Annotated in this window: 22 protein-coding genes and 1 rRNA gene; 17 read left to right on the top strand and 6 right to left on the bottom strand. The window is 42.9% G+C overall.

The genetic code is table 11. From position 1 onward, the window contains the following. From VN447_RS02285 to VN447_RS02265, 5 genes are all read left to right on the top strand, one after another. Positions 1-126, top strand: a 16S ribosomal RNA gene (locus tag VN447_RS02285); the annotation flags it as partial. Between the two features lie 429 nt (positions 127-555). After that, complete coding sequence (locus VN447_RS02280) at positions 556-2,202, top strand: glycosyltransferase family 39 protein (protein WP_325522391.1); 1,647 nt, start codon at positions 556-558, stop codon at positions 2,200-2,202. A gap of 43 nt (positions 2,203-2,245) precedes the next feature. Next, on the top strand, positions 2,246-2,938 hold the full coding sequence (locus VN447_RS02275) for a response regulator transcription factor (RefSeq protein WP_325522389.1): 693 nt from the start codon (positions 2,246-2,248) through the stop codon (positions 2,936-2,938). Then, the gene (locus VN447_RS02270) at positions 2,919-4,208 is read left to right on the top strand and encodes a HAMP domain-containing sensor histidine kinase (protein ID WP_325522387.1); all 1,290 of its coding nucleotides are present in this window, start codon (positions 2,919-2,921) and stop codon (positions 4,206-4,208) included. Before VN447_RS02275 ends, VN447_RS02270 begins: the two co-directional genes overlap by 20 nt. A 243-nt stretch (positions 4,209-4,451) precedes the next feature. Then, positions 4,452-5,795 (top strand): MFS transporter, encoded by a 1,344-nt coding sequence (locus tag VN447_RS02265; protein ID WP_325522385.1) that lies wholly within the window; start codon positions 4,452-4,454, stop codon positions 5,793-5,795. Positions 5,796-5,860: 65 nt separating this feature from the next. On the opposite strand, the gene VN447_RS02260 is transcribed toward VN447_RS02265, so the two are convergent. Beyond that, positions 5,861-6,055, bottom strand: coding sequence for a DUF378 domain-containing protein (locus tag VN447_RS02260; RefSeq protein WP_325522383.1), 195 nt, complete (start codon positions 6,053-6,055; stop codon positions 5,861-5,863). A 204-nt stretch (positions 6,056-6,259) separates the two neighbouring features. Here VN447_RS02260 and VN447_RS02255 point away from each other — a divergent pair, with 204 nt between their 5' ends. The 3 genes from VN447_RS02255 to VN447_RS02245 all read left to right on the top strand — a co-directional run bounded on the left by VN447_RS02255 (position 6,260) and on the right by VN447_RS02245 (position 9,433). Beyond that, the gene (locus VN447_RS02255) at positions 6,260-6,808 is read left to right on the top strand and encodes a hypothetical protein (RefSeq protein ID WP_325522381.1); all 549 of its coding nucleotides are present in this window, start codon (positions 6,260-6,262) and stop codon (positions 6,806-6,808) included. Between the two features lies 1 nt (position 6,809). After that, entirely contained in the window at positions 6,810-8,300 is a 1,491-nt protein-coding gene (locus tag VN447_RS02250) for an AAA family ATPase (protein ID WP_325522379.1), read from the top strand. Between the two features lie 71 nt (positions 8,301-8,371). After that, entirely contained in the window at positions 8,372-9,433 is a 1,062-nt protein-coding gene (locus tag VN447_RS02245; protein WP_325522377.1) for an SIR2 family protein, read from the top strand. Positions 9,434-9,492: 59 nt separating this feature from the next. On the opposite strand, the gene VN447_RS02240 is transcribed toward VN447_RS02245, so the two are convergent. From VN447_RS02240 to VN447_RS02220, 5 genes are all read right to left on the bottom strand, one after another. Further along, complete coding sequence (locus tag VN447_RS02240; RefSeq protein ID WP_325522375.1) at positions 9,493-9,624, bottom strand: hypothetical protein; 132 nt, start codon at positions 9,622-9,624, stop codon at positions 9,493-9,495. A 65-nt stretch (positions 9,625-9,689) separates the two neighbouring features. After that, a complete protein-coding gene (gene fba / locus VN447_RS02235) occupies positions 9,690-10,622 on the bottom strand; it encodes a class II fructose-1,6-bisphosphate aldolase (RefSeq protein WP_325522373.1) in 933 nt (310 codons plus the stop codon). A 78-nt stretch (positions 10,623-10,700) separates the two neighbouring features. Continuing rightward, positions 10,701-11,573 (bottom strand): RluA family pseudouridine synthase, encoded by an 873-nt coding sequence (locus VN447_RS02230; protein ID WP_325522371.1) that lies wholly within the window; start codon positions 11,571-11,573, stop codon positions 10,701-10,703. A 110-nt stretch (positions 11,574-11,683) separates the two neighbouring features. Then, positions 11,684-12,151: a hypothetical protein gene (locus tag VN447_RS02225; protein ID WP_325522369.1), complete on the bottom strand. Its 468-nt coding sequence runs from the start codon at positions 12,149-12,151 to the stop codon at positions 11,684-11,686. Between the two features lie 34 nt (positions 12,152-12,185). Next, a complete protein-coding gene (locus VN447_RS02220) occupies positions 12,186-12,530 on the bottom strand; it encodes a hypothetical protein (RefSeq protein ID WP_325522367.1) in 345 nt (114 codons plus the stop codon). A 259-nt stretch (positions 12,531-12,789) separates the two neighbouring features. On the opposite strand from VN447_RS02220, the gene VN447_RS02215 reads away from it, so the two are divergent. The 9 genes from VN447_RS02215 (at position 12,790) to VN447_RS02175 (ending at position 22,479) form a co-directional block, all read left to right on the top strand. After that, positions 12,790-13,041: a hypothetical protein gene (locus VN447_RS02215; RefSeq protein WP_325522365.1), complete on the top strand. Its 252-nt coding sequence runs from the start codon at positions 12,790-12,792 to the stop codon at positions 13,039-13,041. Between the two features lie 12 nt (positions 13,042-13,053). Continuing rightward, a complete protein-coding gene (locus tag VN447_RS02210) occupies positions 13,054-14,166 on the top strand; it encodes a hypothetical protein (RefSeq protein ID WP_325522363.1) in 1,113 nt (370 codons plus the stop codon). 135 nt (positions 14,167-14,301) lie between these two features. Continuing rightward, on the top strand, positions 14,302-14,697 hold the full coding sequence (locus tag VN447_RS02205) for a class II SORL domain-containing protein (RefSeq protein ID WP_325522361.1): 396 nt from the start codon (positions 14,302-14,304) through the stop codon (positions 14,695-14,697). A gap of 259 nt (positions 14,698-14,956) precedes the next feature. Next, a complete protein-coding gene (locus VN447_RS02200) occupies positions 14,957-16,699 on the top strand; it encodes a diguanylate cyclase (protein WP_325522359.1) in 1,743 nt (580 codons plus the stop codon). Positions 16,700-16,997: 298 nt separating this feature from the next. Beyond that, on the top strand, positions 16,998-17,543 hold the full coding sequence (locus VN447_RS02195) for a protease (RefSeq protein ID WP_325522356.1): 546 nt from the start codon (positions 16,998-17,000) through the stop codon (positions 17,541-17,543). Continuing rightward, positions 17,540-19,024, top strand: a complete 1,485-nt coding sequence (locus tag VN447_RS02190) for a flotillin family protein (RefSeq protein ID WP_325522354.1) — start codon at positions 17,540-17,542, stop codon at positions 19,022-19,024. Before VN447_RS02195 ends, VN447_RS02190 begins: the two co-directional genes overlap by 4 nt. Positions 19,025-19,430: 406 nt before the next feature. After that, positions 19,431-20,411, top strand: coding sequence for a tripartite tricarboxylate transporter substrate binding protein (locus VN447_RS02185; protein WP_325522352.1), 981 nt, complete (start codon positions 19,431-19,433; stop codon positions 20,409-20,411). 97 nt (positions 20,412-20,508) lie between these two features. Further along, entirely contained in the window at positions 20,509-20,961 is a 453-nt protein-coding gene (locus tag VN447_RS02180) for a tripartite tricarboxylate transporter TctB family protein (RefSeq protein ID WP_325522350.1), read from the top strand. Positions 20,962-20,973: 12 nt separating this feature from the next. Then, complete coding sequence (locus tag VN447_RS02175; protein WP_325522348.1) at positions 20,974-22,479, top strand: tripartite tricarboxylate transporter permease; 1,506 nt, start codon at positions 20,974-20,976, stop codon at positions 22,477-22,479. Positions 22,480-22,509 lie beyond the last annotated feature (30 nt).

Below are 22,509 nucleotides of genomic sequence, written 5' to 3'. Positions count from 1 at the left end.
GTCAGTCACACCCGAAGCCGGTGGGGTAACCAGCAATGGAACTAGCCGTCTAAGGTGGGGCCGATGATTGGGGTGAAGTCGTAACAAGGTAGCCGTATCGGAAGGTGCGGCTGGATCACCTCCTTTCTAGGGAGAACTGTTCGGCGTAACAGCCGAACTACTTCCAAGGTCGACGATGCCATCGAGGAAGTCTGCAGTCTGCAGAAATCTGACGACCGTCTTAAAAGGTTATCTTAATTCGATGCGCGGACATTTGGCAGATGCACAAATCTTACATTGTTTAGTTTTGAGGGAATGCTAGGGAATGTTGCAAAGAATAATAAATAGTAATGAACAATTAAGGCTTACGCGGTTTTTACTTCGTAGGCTTTTGTTCTTTTATCAGTATAAATTTTAGTAGGCATTTATTTGGAGGGGATTAAATGTTTTTATGTGGGGACTTTACTTATGTCGGCTACAGGTGAGATTGTAATACGTATCGGTTTCATTTAGTTTTCAGATTGCATTGATATACTTATTAGATGTCAGTAGTTTACTTTTAGCCAGGAGGATATTATGAACGGTATTATCTCTATCGGTACACTACGCTCACGGGATATTTGCCTGGGCATATTTTTAGCTTCTTTTTTATTTTATCTGTTGTTTAGCCATCTTGTACCTATTACTGATCCTGTAGAGTCTAACTATACACTTACGGCAAAAGAAATGGTGGTAAGCTCAGACTGGCTATCGCCCAGGATATATGGAAATGTGTGGTTTGACAAGCCTATTTTTTTCTACTGGCTTACGGCTATAGCTTTTAAGTTCTTTGGTTTTTCCGATCTGGCCGCGCGTTTATTTCCGGCTTTTTTTGCTGCTTTAGGTGTGGTGCTAATCTATTGGTTCTTAACCAAAGTCTCTCAACCATCGGTTGCATTTATAGGCATGCTTGTCATGGGGACTTCTTTAGAATATATGTTGTTGGCGAAATTCGTCATCACTGATATGGTGTTCTTTGTATTCAATAGTGCCGCATTGGTATTTTTCTATCTGGGCTATACTGGTATGGACGGAACAAAGCGATGGTATTTGGCGATGTATGCCAGTCTTGCCTTCGCGGTACTGACTAAAGGGCCGGTCGGCCTTCTCCTACCCGGTTTGGTTGCTGCCGTATTTCTGGGGCTGCAACGCAATTTATCAGAGCTTAGAAACATGTCCCTGCTATCTGGTGTTTTTCTCTTCTCAATTATCGCGCTACCATGGTATTCCCTTATGTATATCAATTATGGTTCCGAGTTTTTAAACACCTTTCTGGGGGTTCATAACTACTTACGAGCAACGGTGTCAGAGCACCCAAAAGATAATGTAGCCTACTACTATGTTATAGTATTTTTACTCAGCATGCTGCCTTGGTCTTTTCTGGCAATAAGGGCTGTAGTGGATCAGTGCAAGGAATTATCTTCTAAAAAAGCTCATTTGGTGCTGCTAAGTTTTATCTGGGCATCAACCTATTTCATTTTTTATTCGCTAATGGCTACGAAGTATTTAACCTATACTTTTCCAATACTTTTCCCGGTAGCCATTTTGACTGCTGTTTACCTTGATAAGTTGATTGCCCAAGGTAAAACTAAATTAATTGTCTACTGGGTGGGGGCTCCAACAGTGTTGGCCATCATTAGTTATAGTGTTGTAGCTTACCGTTATCTCAATAGTTCTGCGCTTTTATCTATGATAAGCATCTTATTAATAACACTGTTATTTACATGGAGGCAGGCCAAAGGTCAAAATACAAGGTATGTTTTTGGGTTACTTTGTTTATGCCAGCTAGTATGTTATAGTGCACTTTCATTTTTTGTATTTCCCGCAATTGCTCAAACCAGGTCAGAAAAAGGCCTTGCAGAAATCGTATCCGAATATCATGGATACAAGATAGGCTTTTATCAGTTTTATAGCACTTCGGCAGTATATTATAGTGGGAATGTAGCCATTAAAATTAAACCGTCCTCAGAGTCTACTTCAAATCAATCAGAATTGTTGAGTTGGTCCAGTAAGTATACTATGCCTAGCCAAACACTGGATAATTTTGCAGTACAGTCTGAGCAAGATCAAAGATTGATTATCGTACCTGATAGCAACAAAGCGTCATTTCTGAAAGAAGCGGAGAATTTTAATCCTCAACTCTTGAGGAGTGCTGGGGGATTTAGTTATTATAGTATTAAATAACTGATATAATATTATTTAGGTAACAAATGAAGGGGTTTTGTGTATGCGAGTGTTACTGGCCGAGGATGATACAAAACTTGGTAGATTAATTAAGCATATGCTAGAAAAAGCAGCTATACAGGTGGATTGGGTAGTACAAGGGGATATGGCGTTAGATTACGCTACCTATTCCTCATATGATGTAGTGGTTCTAGACTGGATGATGCCAGAGCAAACAGGGATTTATGTGTGTGACCGGCTGCGTAAGCAGGGTTATCAGGGAGCTATCTTAATGCTTACTGCTAAAGATGCACTGGAAGACAGAGTTTTGGGTTTAGATACAGGGGCCGATGACTATCTCGTAAAGCCATTTGAGTTTGCAGAACTGCTTGCTAGACTTCGCGCTCTGTCCCGGCGTAGTAGCGCTAAATTGCAAGAGGACATAGTGGAGTTAGGCAACCTTGTTTTACATCGTTCAACACGCAGTATTAAGCAAGGCGAAACCGAGGTACAACTTACTAGCCGTGAATTTCAGCTTCTTGATTTGCTTGTCCAAAATAAAGGGCATGTTGTCCCAAGAGAGGTTATCTTAGATAAGATATGGGGCTTAGAGGCAGACATATCATCAAATAATTTGGACGCGTATGTGCGATTGCTTCGGAAAAAGATTAATTGGTCTGATGCGAACATTGTGTTGCAAAACATCAGAGGTATAGGCTATAAATTGGAGGACCATGATGTTTGCTCATATTCGTAACCGCTTAACTATGCTTTATTCCGGTATTATGGTATTGTTTTTAGTGACTTTCATTATTGTTAGCTATGCCGGACTAATTTGGGTACTTTATCATGAAGAACAGCGTGATGTACAGGCAATCACAGAAGAGGAAGCACGTGAACACGTGCTTATTTTAAAACAACCAGAGGTATTACCCCACTCAGGGGGGCAGGAAGGGTACAATAACGAAGGAAAAATATTTTATTATGTATTTGGTGAAAATGGAAATCAGGTTTTTCGAGCTGAACCTGCTAGCGACTTGCGTTTAAATGTGCGGGACATCATCCAAAACTGGAATGAAAGAGATGGAGAGGCACGCTTAAAGATATTTTCTCTTCCTAGCGGGGAAAGCGCTTTTGTAATGATGTGTAGTAAAAAAATTTACGACGGGGATCATTTTTTAGGAACAGTTTTTGTGGGAGAGGATTTAACAGCATATTATCAAATGCTAAAGAAGTTGATGGTGATGCTTTTCGCTGTCGCTATCGTATTTCTTCTTATCGCGGCTTTTATTGGGCATACACTCGCAGGGCGAGCTATTATACCTATTAAACAGTCTTTTTTGAGGCAGCGGGAATTTGCTGCAGACGCCTCACATGAACTGCGCACCCCACTCAGTGTACTTATGACCTCTGTGGATGTGGTGCAGACCGATGATGAAAGTAATCTATCGACATTTTCAAGTCAAGTGCTTGCTGATATGAAGAGTGAAATAAAAAGGATGTCAAAACTTGTATCTGATTTATTGATCCTGGCGCGGGGTGATGCCGGGGTGACCACTATGAACAAAGAGAAGTTTAATTTATACAATGTGGGCGAGCAGGTTATTCGCATTCTTCAACCAGCAGCAATTGAAAAGGGTATAAAACTGGAACTTAGTGGCATCAACAACATAAATGTTTATGCCGACAAAGAAAGAATGAAGCAGTTATTATTGATTCTAATTGATAATGCAATCAAATATACAGCCGATGGCGGTACGGTGATTCTCTTGCTCAAAATGGTGAATGGTCTGAAACAAGCAGTCAATATTACCGTGCAAGATAATGGTGCTGGTATTCCTAAAGAGCAGCAGCAGCTGATCTTTGAACGTTTTTATAGAATAGACAAAGCAAGATCAAGAGAAGAAGGCGGCACAGGGCTAGGTTTATCTATTGCTAAATGGATTGCAGAGGCGCACGGGGGGGCAATAAGAGTTGAAAGCGTTCCAGGTATTGGGAGTTCTTTCATCGTAACTTTCCCGATGTAACCGACAAAAAAATGATAAATTGATAATAATATATTATGCTAATCGACATAAATTTGACAAACTGATCAAAGTGTGTAATAATCAGAAAAACCACATATGGAATCCTTTAAATCAGTCCTGTGAGGCTGGCAAGGTCGTCGTTTGATTACTTAAGCTTATTTGTGCTATACAATTAGCTCAATTAAGGCTTTCTGCCACTTCCAGGCAGAAAGCCTTTTTAATTTTTATGCAGGGGGAGTTATAATGGAAATTAACGTAAAAACTAACCAAGGCAGTGTAGGCGTAGTTCAGCCAGATAACTTACCGGCTGAGGTTGATACTACTTCAGCCAAGTATCGTTGGAAGGTACTAATTGCTTCAGTAATGGGGTATGCAATGGACGGATTGGATATGCTTATTCTATCCTTTGTTATGGCCTCAATAATGAGTACGTTTGGACTAACCTTAGCTGAAGGCGGGTTTGTGGCTACTGTAACACTCTTTGGTGCTGTTATCGGCGGCTATGCTTTTGGGATACTGGCCGATTACATCGGACGAGTTAAGGTGTTCTCGCTTACGATCTTGATTTTTTCAGTGTTTACTGGCTTAACGGCATTTGCCTCTAACTTGACAGAACTGAACATTTACCGCTTTTTGGCTGGTCTAGGGTTAGGCGGTGAGTTTGGTATCGGCATGACCCTGGTAACTGAGACTTGGCCGAAAGAAAAGCGCGCCAGAGTCACCGGCGGTGTCGCCATCGGTTGGCAATTAGGTGTAGTGCTTGCTGCAGTTGTAAGCGCCTGGGTATTGCCTACGTATGGATGGAGAGCAGTGTTTCTGGTAGGTGCTCTACCTGCAGTGTTTGCTGCATGGTCTCGGTATGGTTTAGCCGAGCCGCCTATTTGGGTTGCCAGAAATGAACTGAGAAAACGGCTTAAAGAGAAAGTCAAAAATAATGAGCAGCTGACTCAAGAAGAACTGGAAATCTATAAACAAACTAATAAATTTCCTTTGCTTCACCTGTTTGCTAACAAGCGAATTTCCACGACCACGTTTGGTCTTACCGTAATGACAAGCGTGCAAAACATGGGTTACTACGGTATTATGGTCTGGCTGCCAACAATTTTGATGCAAAAACATGGTTTAACCCTCACTAAAACCAGTGCCTGGATGATAGCAACAGTAATTGGCATGATGCTTGGCATCATGGTATTTGGATATGTTGCTGACAAAGTGGGTAGACGTCCGGCATACATTACTTTTCAAATTATGTCTGCGGTTTGTGTGTGGATTTATTCTGGATTATCTGACCCCGTGCACCTTTTGTTTGGCGGGGCAATCCTCGGATTCTTTTGTAATGGCATGATGGCAGGTTATGGGGCATTGCTTTCAGAAAACTACTCAACTGACGCGCGTTCAACCGCTGAGAACTTTATTTTTAATACCGGACGTGCTGTTGGCGGTCTGGCTCCGGTACTAATCGGTATGCTGGCAGCCAAGTATACATTGTCCGGTGCCTTGGCTCTCCTAGCATTTATTTATATCGCAGCTGCAATTAACGTATATTTCTTAATCCCTGAAACCAAGGATAAAGAATTGGTAGACTGAGTAAGTATAGATAAAACCCCTGCTCTGACCAGAGAGCAGGGGTTTTGTTGTTTATTTTCAATTGTTTAAACCCGGCTACGATCCTGGAATAGGAGGGACACAGAGTAAATGCCAGCTAAGCCGACCAAACTGTAAACAACGCGGCTTAAGAAGGACTGCTGCCCTCCAAATATGGCCGCTACTAAATCAAAATTGAATAAACCGACAAGCAGCCAGTTCAATGCACCGGCAATGACAAGGATTAGAGCAATTCTATCCATATGACTCCTCCTTTTTTAAGCGAATATTTATGATCTATAAATATTATGACCGGATAACTAATGATACATCCCCACAAATGCTGGCTGATTTGGATTCTTTTTACGCTATACTATATTTATAATACATGATATAATTTTACCCACTAATAGTGTTACATTAGAGTGCAAAAAATATATACTTCTAGAGGAAGGGGGCATTAAGACATGCCGCAAAAAGACTATAACTGGGTTGTTGGCTGTCTGACACTAGTGCTAACCCTCGCTGCCTTGTTTGGCGGACAATTATTATGGAATAAATACGCAGTAGCCAACCCAATTAACAAAACGTTTCAAAATATTGACGGGATTGAATCAGTTAGTGTTGGGCGTCTGAATGAACAAGGAAAAAATAGTGATAAGATTAAAATATATGTAAAACTTACTCATGTACCGAATTTGCAGAAGGTGTACGGTGAGATGGCTGATGGATTAAAGCGGGTGGACGGAGGAAAGAAATATGATATTGTTATCCAGGATAACCGCACACCGGAACTGGAGCAATTCTACTATTCTATTCATTATAGTATTCAAGAAGCCATTTTCACCGGTAATTTTGCAACAATGGCTGAGCGTATTGAATCTAAGTCCAGCAGCGCGGGAGTGGAGACTCAGACTTATGTAGACACCAAAAATGTTTATGTGAAAATGACCAAAGGAACGAGCGACATGTACGTGGTAGTTGCACGTGACGACAGTAGCCAGGGGGTGAAATAGCATGCGTTATATTGAAATTGGTATTGGGATGGCAGTGGCTATACTCATTTTCTTAGCTATACAAGGGATTGATCTTTTACCGGTGCTTTTTTTTGCTGGCTTAATGGCCGCATTCTTTTATGGCAATATCAAGCGCACCGGTAATAAATCGTTTGCTACTGTTTCTAAAGGGGCGGCTGATGAAAAATTGGTAAGTTTTGACGATATTGGCGGCCAGGATATGGCTAAGGGTGAATTGTGTGAGGCTCTTGAGTTTATCAAAGATGTTGAAGGCATTAAGACTTTAGGAATTCGCCCGCTCAAAGGCATCTTACTCAATGGTCCACCTGGTACCGGTAAAACGCTGCTCGCAAAAGCGGCAGCCCAATTTACCAGGTCAGCGTTTTTGGCAGCCAGTGGTTCCGAGTTTGTCGAAATGTATGTCGGCGTTGGCGCCCAGCGGGTACGTCAGCTGTTTAAGCAGGCCCGCGACATGGCAAAACGCAATCATAAGACAAGCGCAGTCATCTTTATTGACGAGATTGAGGTTTTGGGTGGCAAGCGTGGTCAAAACGCCGGTCACATGGAATATGATCAGACATTAAATGAGCTTCTGGTACAAATGGATGGTATATCGGAAAATGATGCTATCCGCGTCTTGGTGATCGGCGCGACCAATAGGATTGACATTCTTGACCCGGCACTTCTTCGCCCAGGTCGTTTTGACCGCCAGGTTAAGGTTGATTTACCTGATAAAAAAGGGCGGATGAAAATTCTTCAATTGCATACCCGCAATAAGCCGTTGGCTAACGATGTTTCGTTGGCTGATGTGGCCAATGATACCTTCGGCTTTTCCGGCGCTCACCTAGAAAGTGTAGCCAACGAAGCGGCTATTCTAGCTTTCAGGGAAAGTTCCGGAACGATTACTGCCCAGCATTTACGCAGTGCTGTAGAAAAGGTAATCATGGGGGAGAAGCTTGATCGGATTCCGAGCTCACAGGAAAAAAATCGGATAGCCGTTCATGAGACTGGGCACGCGCTGTTAAGTGAGTATACTCTGCCAGGCTCAGTAGCCAGTGTTAATGTAGTGCCGCGCGGTAATGCTCTGGGGTATGTCCGGCAAACGCAACAGGACGATATGTATTTGTATACTGTCGATTATATTAACAGCAAAATCGCAGTAGCTATAGCCGGCGCGATTGCCGAAGAAATGTTCCTTGGCGCACGCAGTACAGGTGCATCCAACGACTTTAAGCAGGCTACCGATTTGGCTAAACAAATAGTATTTGGTGGTATGTCTGAGCTCGGTATTGTATCTCCTGAGGATGTGCCCAAAGAACTGCTGCACAATACAATTACCGGCATTATTAAACAGATTGAATGCCAGGTAAGAACAGTGCTTACTAATCATCAGACAGCATTTACCCTAACGGTAGACACACTACTCGCTAAAGAGTTTATTTCCGGGGCTGAGTTCAGGGTCCTTTTGAACGGTGATGAACAAGCGGCATAACTTGCGTCCATCGTCAGGTGGACGCTTTTTTTTGCATACTCCTGTGTATAGCGGAGAGAATAAAATTCTGTATGATAAAAACAACAATTTTTTTAGGCGGCGGCGCTTCGGCGGCTGAGGGCGCGCCGGTACAAAGCATGCTCTTCAAGAAATATTTTAAAGCACTCCGGGCCGAGAATAATTACAGCGACATGAAGCGGGTAAGCGAACTTTGCGCCTATTTTAAACAAATGTTTTTTATTGATGTGCTTCATGATGATCTGGACGCGATCAATTTTCCGACCTTTGAAGAAGCGATTGGACTCTTAGATTTAGCTGTTCGCAAGCGTCAGTCATTTAAAGATTTCGATCTGGAAAACCTTGCTAAAAGCAGTAATAGAATTGGTTTTATTAGGCAGTACCTGGTGCTGTTAATGGCTGAGGTACTGGAAGATAAGACGTCAGTAGTAAAGGGCCTTCATCGCGTTTTAGTGGAACGCTTGGGCGAACTTGGCTATCTGACTGACATGGTGTTTGTATCCACTAATTATGATGTATTAATCGATCAAGCCTTGGCTTCTAGAGACGATATTGCTGTAGATTACGGCGTGGACTTCACCAATTATATAAGTCCGGCTTTTTCACAGACTCAGAGCAAGCCTATTGTAAACCTTTATAAAGTGCATGGCTCGCTTAATTGGTCCTATTGCCCGACTTGTAATGCTTTAAAGTTAATTAACTACCAACAGGGAATTCTTCGGTTGCTAACCGATCCATCACAAGCGGTATGCGCAAATTGCCAGTCAATAAAAACTCCTGTGATTGTACCTCCGACTTTTTTTAAAGATATGTCAAACAGTTTTTTGAACATTGTTTGGCACAAAACCGAAACAAGTCTTCGTGACACCGGTCACCTTATTTTCTGCGGATATTCGTTTCCTGATGCTGATATGCATATAAAATACCTGATAAAACGAATTCAGACTAATCGTACTGATCGTCTACGCATAACAGTAATTAACAATTATCCGGGTAAAAAGCAGGAAAAGATTGCAGAAGAAAAAAAACGTTATTCGCGTTTTTTGGGAACCAATATTTTCTTCACAAATGATACCTTCGAAGATTTCTGTAGGCAGCCGGAAAAGTTTCTATAAAAAAATAAGCCGCGGCTGGTTACGTGCGTACAACGTGCGTAACCGCGGCGGCTTTTTTGTTACTTATCTTTGTTAAACGCGAGAAGAAAAACTTTACTGCCGTGTTTAGCAGCAAACTCTTTCTCAAACTTTTCAATGGTATCAAGCTCTTCTGTAGATAAAGCAGCAAAATTCACATTATTAGTGTGCATGATAAGACCCCTTTCTATAATGGATTTGTCATTAATTTTTCCCATTATAGAAATTATATGCTAGCCTACTTCAGGCGGCCGCTACAGTTTAAGACATTACGGATTTTGTGCTTGACCATGCCTGTGATGGCTTCACGGGCAGGTTTGAGGTATTGACGAGGGTCGAAGTCGGACGGATTCTTGGACAAATGCTCTCTGATGGATGCTGTCATAGCCAGACGGAGATCGGTATCAATATTAATTTTGCATACTCCCAGTTTACCGGCCCTAAGCAGCATATCCTCAGGCACACCTTGTGCTCCTTTTATCTGACCACCATAATTATTGCACTTTTCCACAAATTCAGGCAGCACAGTAGAGGCACCGTGCAACACCAGTGGGAAATTAGGCAGAAGCTTTGAGATCGTTGCCAAGCGGTCAAAATCAAGATTACAATCGCCTTTAAATTTATAAGCGCCGTGGCTGGTGCCGATGGCAATAGCCAATGAATCTACACTGGTACGCTCAACAAACTCAACGGCTTGATCAGGATCAGTATATGTAGCGTCTTTGGTGCTGACGTTGACGGCGTCCTCGATGCCAGCCAACCGGCCAAGCTCAGCTTCCACAACAACACCGCGTTCATGGGCGTATTCGACTACTTTTTTAGTAAGTGCAATATTTTCCTCAAACGGTAGTTTTGAGCCGTCAATCATGACAGAAGTAAAGCCGCCGTCAATGCAAGATTTACAGATTTCAAAATCCTCACCATGGTCAAGATGTAAGCAAATAGGCAGGCCTGAATCTTCGATGGCGGCTTCAACCAGCTTTATTAAGTAGATATGCTTAGCATATTTACGGGCGCCGGCAGATACCTGGAGGATAAGCGGGGCCTGTTCTTCCTTGGCAGCGTCAACAATACCCTGGATAATCTCCATGTTATTAACGTTAAACGCTCCAACAGCGTACTGTCCTTCATACGCTTTTTTAAACATCTCTTTCGAAGTGACTAATGACAAATGAAATCCCTCCTATGTTTTTCCTGGGAACCAGATATATTATAGCATATTTCCCATACATTATAGCATATTTGTAGCCTAATCGCCAAGTTGGCTTAAAAGATCTGTCAAGTCACCGGGAAGTGGGCTGGTAATATCGATATTCTTTTTCGTAATTGGATGGGGTAAGCTGAGCTTAGCAGCATGCAATGCCTGGCGATGAATTAAATTTGTTGGACCACCGTACAAGTCATCACCTAGTAGTGGGCAGCCGATATGGCTTAGATGCACCCGTATCTGGTGGGTACGTCCGGTTTCTAGTATAATCTCAAGCAAACTGATATTGTTAAAGGTTGTAAGTACGCGATAATGGGTGATTGCCTGCTGGCCGTCTAGACTAACCTCGCGTTCAATTATGCTTCCAGGCTTCCGGCCAATGGGAGCGTCAATGATATCCTTGTCAGGATGAGGTATGCCTGATGCGATGGCCAGGTATGTTTTTGATAATTGCTGTTGGTTTTGATTCAGCCAATGCTGAATGTCAGGCCGTTTGGCGATAAGTACTAAACCTGAGGTATTGCGGTCAAGCCTGTTAACGGGATGGAAACCGCAGGAGTAATTTTGCAGTCGATAATAATGCATGACCGCATTTGCCAAGGTGCCTGACTGTTTTCCGGCTGCCGGGTGTACCAGCATACCGGCAGGCTTGTCAGCGGCTAAGAGCCATTCATCTTCATAGGCAATAGCAAGCGGCAAGTTTTCCGCAGTGATTGTTGAATCTTCCGGCCAGGTGACAGAAATTGTGTCACCTGGATAAACCAAGTCGTGTACAGCTGCTGGGAGGGCGTTTATCTTGAGTGTTCCGTTGTATTTTATCTTACGCCATAAGGTCAGTGATATTCCGGCCTGACGACGTAAGAACTCTTTTACCGGCAGGGTAGGGCAGGTTGACGGTACTGAAAAATCGGGCATAACGACTCCTTAAAATACTTAATTGCTGTGAAATAGTATTCGTATTATCCAGATTAAAATCCTTTAAAAAAATAAAGGAGGCAGTTGCCTCCCTTGCATTAATGGAAGTCTTATATCATATTTTGTACCATGCCAATCATGCCTGCCACATTTTCCCTTTCCATAGCAATAGATTCCTTGATATAGTCGCCCATCGGATTTGTTTTTAAGCCATAGAAGTAGGCAAAACGGCGATGCCGCCGAATAAGCCCTAAGAGGAGCGATAGAAGTAGCAGGCGGCTGCCGTAAAACTGCCGTTCGGCATCTGCCGGCTCGTTGTCGTTCATTTTAAAACCATGTTTTTTCATGACTGCGGCTAAATTTTCATCGTGCATACATATCATGTGGATTACGTCCAAATATTCTTCCCAGTGAGTCTCTGCCATATTATTAAGTGTATCACGTATGCCGTCACTTGCCTGTTCAGATGCTTCGACAGCTGTGCGCATAAGCTCAAGCTGTTCTATGGCTTCCTGGTGCAATGTAATCATGTGCGCCGGGTCAACGGCTAACAGCCGGCGAATGAAGGGTTTTTTCATGGTGTATCATCTCCTCTGCCAAGGCGTTAGAGAATTACCGATGGCCTTTAAAAGGAGCGATGAAACGAATCATTTTAATTGGTATATGCAGTGAAATACAGCGACGGCAGAATTTGCTATTAACGATAATGTAGTCGCAACCTACGTAGCAGATTGTACCGCAGAAAGTAGAGCCTTTGCGGTCGATCAAGGCATCAGTACCGATGAGAACTTCGTCGCCTAAAAAGCAAAGCAAGCGGTCTTTAAAGTTATCCCGGTACATTTTGTAGGACATGGAGTCGTCCATGTATTGATCGTCACAACACATCATGTCTTTATCCGGATAGTCGCAGCACATTTTGTCTTCCGGACCATACCAATGCGGATATTTAGTTTCCATAAATATCAATAACCTCCTTTATTTACCTTAGGGAAAATGATGAAATTTTTATATATCTGTCTCTACTTCAGCATATGAATTTCTAAAACATAATGTTACAACCGTTAACAATTTAGGAGATGAAATATATGCCCTTTTACTCATAAAAAGGAGTGTATGTTCTAATTAGAGTTACTGCTTATTTCGGCTATGCAGGAAAAAAACTGTGTTACAGCGAATAGTAAAGCTATTCTTGATGTAGGCAGGTGAACCTTCAGTAATGGAGTTTATGAAAAATAGCAACATTATTCTAATGGGATTTTTAGTGTGGCTGATTATTGCGCCGCGCGCCACCAGTCCGCGCTATGGCGAACTATTTCTGGCCTATATGGCAGCGCTTTTATTCAGTCTGATTGGTAGTTCAGAGATTATGATGGTAAAGCCAATTGCCTTTTTCTTCACGTTAGGCGGGGTGCTTGCTTTTTGTTACGTAGTAGCGCGTAAAACCATCAGGATAACAATTCGTAAATAGGGAGGTTATTCTATGTCTGAGAAAAAGCCTCCTAGCGGCGGGCGGGGTAGGGAAGGCACTTCCGGAGACCGGGCTGAAGTCCGGTATTTTAAGGGTGAAGAACAGTTTGAACGCTGGCGTAAAGAATTTGTTCAGCATCAGGATTATGAACTTAAGTTGGCCTCAGTCAGCAAATTCAGCTATGAGCCTGCAGATTATCAAGCCCTGCTTGTCAGGGAAGAGTTTGGTGAGCTCAAACTAACAGACTACAGCCACCTTATTGGCCAGGCTAAAACTAAAGTTGAGGCTGAATATTTCTATCCAATTGCTGCCAGGATTGCTGCGATAGTTTTCTTGCTTGGCGCATTAGTCATCCTTTTTAGCCCCGTAGTTCTCCTCATTACGGCAGCGCTCGGAGTTGCTGCTGCAGTATCGTTATACTTTACTAATAAAGATCGGGATGACGCGATGACGAGGGCTGAACAGGATGCAGAGGAGGAAATTTTCCGACGCAATGAGCAAGAGCGGGTAGAATACGAGGAAGCCAAAAAACGTCATGAAGAACAGGAAAATTCCCGAATAACGATTATTGAAAAATTGCTTGCAGGTGAAGCCAGCGCTGTAAGGTCAAGATTGGATGATGCCCTAAATCAACTAAAATTACCGATAGTTGTTGAAGTAGACATTGATTTTCATGTGAATATCCCGTTAGTCAGAGTGTGGTTGCCACCCAAATCAGTCATTCCCCGCCAGACCTGCGAAATGCTTCCGTCAGGCCGTATTCAGTATCAAGATAAAGACACCCGGGTATTTAACAAACAGTATTTTGAATTATGTGCGGCGATCATGCTCCAGATCGTATCCACAATTTTGGCGAACATACCATCTTTTGAGGAGGCATATACTGCAGGTATAGTGAATAGTGAGTTTAGCGACGACTGCGTTATAGCTGCACGAATCTCCAAAGAGAAAGTTGGCAATATTAACCGTGCTTCAAACGCGATTGCTGCTATGCAGGCATTTGATGCAGTATATGAATGTGATACCTCATTAGTGCTTTATCCTGTGGATATACTGCGTCCTCCTGAATGGGAAGGCATTGAACCACAACTATTAAAGAGCTTGCGGGTGCGAATATTTAAATAAAAATCGCAGAATACTAGTCGCAGAAAATTTTTGCAAAAAAATTATAGTCCTCAAAAGGAATTTTAATTTTTATGGAGAATAATTATTTCTAAAGCTGTTGGTAATTTATACTAAACATCTGAGGGGGAATAGTTAATGAAACTTGCTGATTTAGTACAAAGTGCTGATTGGAAAGCTGAAAAGCATGTGCCAGTTATCGAAGCACCTGACAAAGTGAAAGCTGGAGAAAAAGTTACAGTTGAAGTATGTGTTGGTAAAGAAATTGCCCATCCCAATACGACTGAACATCATATTCGCTGGATAAAACTTTTCTTTAAACCTGATAATGCTAAATTTGCTTATGAAGTTGCCGCTTTTGAATTTACCGCTCACGGAGAATCAACTGACGGTGCTAACAAGGGCCCTGTTTACACCGAGCCAGTTGCTAAAGCCGTAGTTAAACTCAATGCTCCCGGTACTTTTGTTGCTGAAGCATATTGCAACATCCATGGTTTATGGGAAGGTTCCAAAGCAATTTCTGTCGAAGAATAAAATAGTTCTCTCTAAGACCAGGGCGTTACTCCCTGGTCTTTTATTTTCCTGACAGAAAGTATAACTTTCTGCTGGATAAGGGCAACATTACCCAAAGGGCACAGGCGGCTTTTCCGCTTTCGCCAAAGGCTCGGCGCAAGCCGTGTTTTCTTTATATTCGGATGAAAAGGAATACACATTTCCATACCGAATGTTAATAAAAATACTATGTAAATAATGGTTATTAGTAAATGCAGAAATCGGGTTGGCGATATTGTAAATGACAAAGAAGGCCTGCTTAATAGTTTTGGTGACACTTTTGACGTCAATTATTTCTAATGGGTTATTTAATATCGTATATGCGGGGCAAAAGTCTGAACATAACATACACTCCATAACTGACTTTGAATTTGTTGAGGATGCAGGTGGTGAATATAGTTTTGATACTATAAGCTCACCTAGCTTTGCTAATCGATTTAAGCAGTATCCCCATGAGGTGATTTCGCTAGGTATTACAAAATCAGTATACTGGATACGCTTTCAACTGCCGCCCAATGATCCACAGGCGATGACTGCCAGTCAATTATTACAGTTTAAGAATCCGAATATTGACAAGATCGACATATTTATACCCGTTGCCGATAATAATGCAGCTTCAGATTTGCATTATCTTACAAAAGCTGTGGGAGTAAGTAGACCTGCAGCGAACCGAGATGTTTTGGATAATACCTGGGTATTCTCTATTCCGGATCAATACCGGCAAAACCAGTTTTTGTATCTTCGGCTTGAAAGTAGTTCGGCTTTGCGGCTACCTGTTGTACTATGGCGGGCGAATGCTTTCATCACCGAGGCTTTTTTGAAAAATATCGGTTTTGGTATTTTCTATGGTATTCTCCTGGCCATGCTGCTTTTTAATCTTTTTATATTTTTCGTTTTGCGAGATAAGGCCTATTTGTTTTATGTTTTATATATTGGCTTCATGTTGCTTTATCAGTTTCAGGTGCATGGCTATCTGAGGCTGTGGCTGGATATCTCCTATGAACTATATAATGCGATTTTTTGGGTATGGTTAGCTGCGGCATTTATCTCGTCGATTTACTTCACCCATCATTTTCTACAGGTTGGCAGTAAAAATACCCTTTGGAATAAGCTGATGGCAGTACTGGTGGCAACGGCTCTGCTGCAGGGGATATTAGGTGTTTGTGGCTATAATATTTGGGCTAACCAAATTGCCCACGGCTTGGGCCTGGTAGGACCGCTGGTGATCATGGTGTTGGCTGTTTTTCGTTTGCGTCAGGGTTTTCGGCCGGCTCGTTATTATCTGCTTGCCTGGGGAGTGCTCTCGATAGGTATTGTAGTATGGGTTCTGGCTGCTTACATACCGGATACATTTTCTGCTGTCAATTATCTATTGGTGGCAACAGCCTGTGAATCGATATTGCTTTCTTTTGCTTTATCGGACAGATTTAAAACCTTACGCTTAAAAGAAGCGACATTAACGAAGAACATGCAATACTATCGGGATTTAAGCCTTACTGATGAACTGACTGGTTTGTATAATAAACGGCACTTAACAGAGCTACTGGGGCGGGAAGTAGCGGGTGGTGGGCTATTAACACTTATGGTGATTGATATTGATCACTTCAAAACATATAACGATAATTATGGTCATTGGCAAGGAGATCAAGTGCTGATTCGGCTTGGTAACATACTGCTCACTATTCTGGAAAAATCTCAGCCGGCTTTTCGGTATGGTGGAGAAGAGTTTGTTGTTTTGCTGCCTAATATCAATTGTGCTGCTGCCATTGGGATTGCAGACCGTATTCGGGAAAGGATCCAGGCTGAAGAGTTTGTACCTGCCCCTAATCTGACAGTAACAGTGACTGCCAGTTTCGGTTTAGCCGAGTTAAGATATGATGATAATGCTGAGAAGCTGTTTCAACGGGCTGATGAAGCGCTGTACAAAGCTAAGGCAGCCGGAAGAAACCAGATTGTCTGTTTATCCGATGACAACCCGCTCTAAGACTCCCATCTTTTACAAGTGGGAGTTATACCCAAAGGGCACAGGCGAGCGGCTAAGTCCCTGGATAAGGGCGACTAACCTTCAGATGGGGTTAAAACCCCACCTGAAGCTAAGTCTACTTTATAACAGGTACGACAGAGTGGCTGGGGTTCACCCCCGGAAAAAACGTATAATTGGAAATATTATCGCTTTGCTGGAGGATTGCTACTTTTTTGGAAGAAATCATATAGTAGTTTTAGGTTAGTTTAAGCTGATCTTTAAATAACCTCATGAATTTTAGTACGAAAGGAAGGAGTGTATGCTGGAGATATATTGGGGCTGTCTGATCTTTGGCGTAATTTTCGCGGTAGTAACTCTGTTATTCGGAGACGTTTTACACAGTGCACTGAGCGTCTCCCCGGAGTTCTCTTTTGATCACTTAGCGTGGTTACAATCTATGGTTGTTGTAGGGGGGATAACCAGCTTTGGCGGAGCCGGCGTGTTACTGACAGGGTATACGGAACTTACGGGCTCTGAGGTGATTATGCTTTCTTTATTTGCAGCTATTGTACTGTCTGTCCTGGTATATTTCGTATACGTTAAACCAATGAGGAACTGTGAAAATTCGTCCGGTTTTTTTATAACAGATCTCATCGGGAAAACGGGAGAAGTGATAGTGCTCATACCTGCCGGTGGTTTTGGTGAGGTGTTGATTAGGATCGGTGCAGGAAATACAAATCAGACTGCAGCAAGTCATGATAAGGTAGAACTTCCTGCCGGCACGCGGGTCGTAGTAGCAGAAATTAGAGAAGGCGTTTTATATGTATGTCGCAATAATGAACAGGGTGGAGGAGGAACAGTATGACCGCAGCTTTTTTAACTATTCCTGTACTTGTATTGATCGTGTTTGTTGTTTTGGGATTAGCTTTTTGGGCGCGATACAAGACTGTAGGACCGGATGAAGCAATGATTGTTACCGGTTCATTTTTGGTGGGGGGAGATGTTCTTACTGACGATTCAGGACGGAAAATTAAGATTGTAAGAGGTGGCGGTGCATTCATCCTGCCAATTTTTCAACAAGCAGCCACGTTATCGCTACTTTCTCATAAGCTAGATGTTTCTACGCCTGAGGTCTATACCGAGCAAGGGGTTCCGGTAATGGCAGACGGGGTAGCAATTATTAAAGTTGGAAGTTCGATTGAAGACGTAGCAACCGCTGCTGAGCAGTTTATGGGTAAACCCACAGAAGCCGTCCAAGGGGAGGCCCAGGAGGTATTAGAAGGGCACCTGCGGGCTATCTTAGGAACGATGACCGTAGAAGAGGTGTATCGTAACCGGGATAAGTTTGCTCAAGAGGTTCAGGGTGTGGCCGCACGGGACTTGAAAAAGATGGGCCTGCAAATTGTATCTTTTACGATAAAGGATGTACGTGATAAGCAGGGGTATCTCGAAGCGCTTGGTAAACCCCGGATCGCGGCAGTGAAAAGAGATGCTGATATTGCTGAAGCCGAAGCAGTAAGAGACTCCCGGATCAAAAAGGCTCAGGCGGAAGAAGAAGGACAAAAAGCAGAGCTATTACGCGACACAAATGTTGCAGAGGCTACAAAAGAGAAAGAACTCAAAATTGCGGCGTTTAAACGAGAACAGGATACAGCCAAAGCCGAAGCAGACCAGGCTTATAATATACAAAAAGCCAAATCAGAGCAGATGGTAACACAAGAGCAGATGAAGATTGAGATTGTTCGTAAAGAGCGGGAAATCGATGTGCAGGAAAAGGAAATTCTGCGCAGAGAGAAGCAGTTTGATGCCGATGTGAAAAAGAAGGCAGATGCAGACCGCTATGCGGTTGAGCAAGCGGCTGAAGCTGCTAAAGCAAGGCAGATGCGAGAAGCGGACGCTCTCCAATATCGCATTGAGGCTGAAGCAAAAGCAAATGCCGAGCAGAAGCGCCTGGAGGGCTTGGCCATTGCTGATGCCGAGCGAGCCAAAGGTACTGCTGAAGCTGATATTGTTCGGTTAAAGGGTTTGGCAGAGGCGGAAGCAAAAGAGAAATTAGCGGAAGCATTCGAAAAATTCGGCGAGGCGGCAGTACTGGATATCATTATAAAGATGTTGCCCGAACTGGCTGGCAAAATCGCAGAGCCGCTTAAGTCTATTGATAAACTTACGATTGTTGATGCCGGAGATGGCGATGGTGCTGTTCGGGTTAGTAAATATGTGACCTCATTGATGGCAACCGCACCTGAAATGTTGAAAAATGTCTCAGGGGTTGATCTTGAGCAAATAATTAAAGGTTTGCTTAAACAACCTACTGATGGTTCTGAAGAGAATAAAGAAGCTAAATAGTGAGACACACAATGAAGGACACCGCAAAACTTGCGGTGTCCTTCATTGTGTGTTTGGTAAGTTACGGGTAGATCTCTTGCTAACTTTAAAAAAAATTAAGAAAACGTTAACGATGATAATACGCAGTAAAAACAGCGGATAAATATGAAAATAAGACTTTAAAGATAAATAATATAGGGTAATTTAGCGTAAATATTTAGAAAATTCTATTGACTATTGCATATATTTCCCATTAAAATAGAAATGAAACGAAAACGTTAACGTTAATAAAAACAGTTATGGAGATGAATTTGCAGGGGGTGATTTGCTGCTCTAACAAGTACGGTTATTACGGGGTAAAGTTTCGCAATTTTAAGTTTTTTTCTAAGGTAGAGTATTATCCAAAGTAATGATGTGAGGTGTAATAATGAGAAAAACGGGTTCCTTATTATTAGCTGTATTGTTGGTCATGTCCCTAATTATTACAGGCTGTGGGAATAAATCGGAGGTCTCCAAGCAGCAGCAAGCGGTTAAATACCCGACAAAGGCCATTGAACTGATTGTGCCATATGCCGCCGGCGGCGGTACGGATGCTGTCGGACGGGCATTGGCTGAGGCATTAAAAAATGTCCTGAAACAAGATGTTGTTGTAATTAATAAAACAGGTGGTGCCGGCGCTGTTGGCATGAATGAGGGCCTGCATGCTAAGGCAGACGGTTACAGTATAACAATGGTTACCCGCGAAGTCGCGATTCTTCCCATGCTGGGGCAGGCCCCCTTTAAAACACTGGATTTTAAATATGTAAGTAATGTTAATGTTGATCCGGAATTAGTTGTGGTGTCATCTAACTCCGAGTATAAAACGATTGAAGATTTGATTGCGGCAATGAAAGCCAATCCAGGCAAACTAAGTTTTGCTGCTGCGTCAACTCCTAATTTCTACGGCATTCAGTTTGCTCAGACTGCTGGCGTCAATTTTAAAACAGTGCCTTTCCAAGGGGCAGCACCGGCCATGACGGAGATACTGGGAGGCAGAGCTGATTTTGGTATATATAATCCCGGCGAAGTAAAGGCACAGATAGAAAATGGCAAGTTGCGTCCGCTGGCAGTTATGGCTGAGAAGCGGTTTGAAGGATTAAAGGATGTCCCTACATTCAAAGAAAAGGGTCTGGATGTCATCTGTGGCACTTATCGGGGTATAGCTGTACCGCCACAAACCCCGGACGAAGTAGTCAAGGTTTTAGAGGATGCCCTTGCTAAAGCTGTAACAGATCCGAAATTTATTGAATTTATGAATAAATCACAACTGGGTATTGCCTATAAAAACCCTGCGGATTTCAAAAGTATGGTTGAACAAGATATGAAAGTCCTGGCACCTATTGTCGAAGTCGTTAACAAAAAACAGTAATAACCGGCTTGTAGGGGACGAAGTCAGGTAAGGGAAAGCTTCGTCCCTGTTGTAATTATTAGAAATAAATGCTGTTATCTGCTGGAGGGTGATAAGTGTGCTGACAAACGCCGGTGTTTGGACAAGTATAGTTCTGTTGGCGTATTCATTGACATTGTTGTTCCAATCGCTTTCTCTTGATTACTATAACCAGCTTGGCCCAGGCCCGGGCTTTCTGCCATTATGGCTGAGCGGGACTTTAGTTATCGTTACCCTGTGTTATTTATGGGATTCGATTAAGGGCGAAGTGATTTCTATTGGCGAGATATTTCCTCGCGGCGATACCTTAATAGATATTGTATCAATGCTCGGAGGCTTGTGCTTTTTTGCGCTAGTTGTTGAATATGTAGGCTTTACTCTATCAGGCAGCCTATTGGTATTCATCATGACAGTTCTGAAGTATAAATGGTATTATGCCTTGCCAACCGCTATTATAGTTGCTTTCTCGATCTTTATAATCTTCCAGATACTTTTGGGGGTTCCATTACCTGTTAACGAGTATGGGTGGTAAGGAGGTTCGGTAGTGGACATATTTATGCCTTTGTTTCATGGCTTTGAGACGGCACTGACAGGCTGGAATTTATTCTATTGTCTGCTTGGTGTTACGATTGGGATGCTAGTCGGTATATTGCCAGGTCTGGGACCGACAACAGGTATTGCTCTTTTGTTGCCGATTACGTTCTCTATGGATGCGATTCCGGCAATTATTATGTTATCTGGTATTTATTATGGTGCAATGTATGGCGGAACTGTGACTTCGGTTTTGATTAATACCCCGGGGGAAGCAGCCTCAGTTGCCACTTGTTTTGATGGTTATCCGATGGCCAAGCAGGGGAGAGCCGGAACTGCGCTCGGTATAGCAGGAATAGGTTCATTTATTGGCGGGACGGTTTCTATGCTAGGGCTGGTATTTATTGGTCCCCCTCTGGCCGAGATGGCATTGCAATTCGGGCCTCCCGAGTTCTTTGCACTGATGGTACTTGGACTGGTAATGGTGATTGGTTTGATGGGGAAGTCTTTAGTCCGCGGACTGATTGCCACCCTGATCGGGTTGAGTCTATCAATGGTAGGGATGGACCCCTTATCTGGAGTGGTGCGCTTTACCTTCGGCGAAGCTAACTTGATGGAAGGATTCGATTTTGTCGTAATATCGATGGGCTTGTTCGGTATCTCAGAGGTCATGATAGGAATGGAAACAGCCCTCCATACTGATAAAATCCCGAAAGTTGGGAAGCTTTTGCCAAACAGAGAGGAGTGGGCTCCGACCTTAAAGGCAATTGCCCGCGCCACTGGCCTTGGTTTTGCTATTGGGCTGATACCTGGTTCCAATTCGGTTATACCAGCGATATTGTCATATTCCATTGAGAAAAAGCTGGCGAAAGACCCTTCGCGTTTTGGTAAAGGGGCTATTGAAGGGGTCGCGGGGCCTGAGACTGCTAATAATTCCTATTGTGGTGGAGCACTTATTCCGTTGTTTACAATCGGTATTCCCAGTTCGCCCACGATTGCTATCCTGTTTGGCGCGTTTATCATGCATGGTTTAACGCCGGGGCCGACACTCTTTCAAAACAATGCCAACTTTGTCTGGGCAGTTATTGCCAGTATGTTTGTCGGCAACTTAATATTATTGATTATGAATTTGCCAATGGCGGGGATGTGGGGGAGAGTAGCCACCATTTCACCATCGATAATGTATCCTGGAATTGTCATTATTTCCGTTGTCGGCGCCTATTGTACCGGCAATAGAATTTGGGACGTCTGGATCATGATTATATTTGGAATTATCGGCTATATCATGAAAAAAATCGATATTCCGATGGCGCCGATCGTGCTGACCTTTGTTTTAGGAAAAATGATCGAGAATTCGCTGGTGCAATCTTTGATCTACTTCGATGGCAGTATGTTAGGGTTTACCAGTCGGCCAATGGCTTGTGTGTTGTTGATTATCGCCCTGATGATTCTGACAGGAAGTATTGTCGCCGGCATCAAAAACAAGCGGGGAATTCTTGCTAATGATGTGGAGATGTAAGAAAAATTATGAATGCTGGAGTACTTGATA

The sequence above is a fragment of the Sporomusa sp. genome, assembly GCF_035561155.1.
Classification (GTDB): Bacteria; Bacillota; Negativicutes; order Sporomusales; family Sporomusaceae; genus Sporomusa.
The sequence above is the reverse complement of the archived record's forward strand: the minus strand, read 5'-3'. Positions and strand labels throughout refer to the sequence as shown.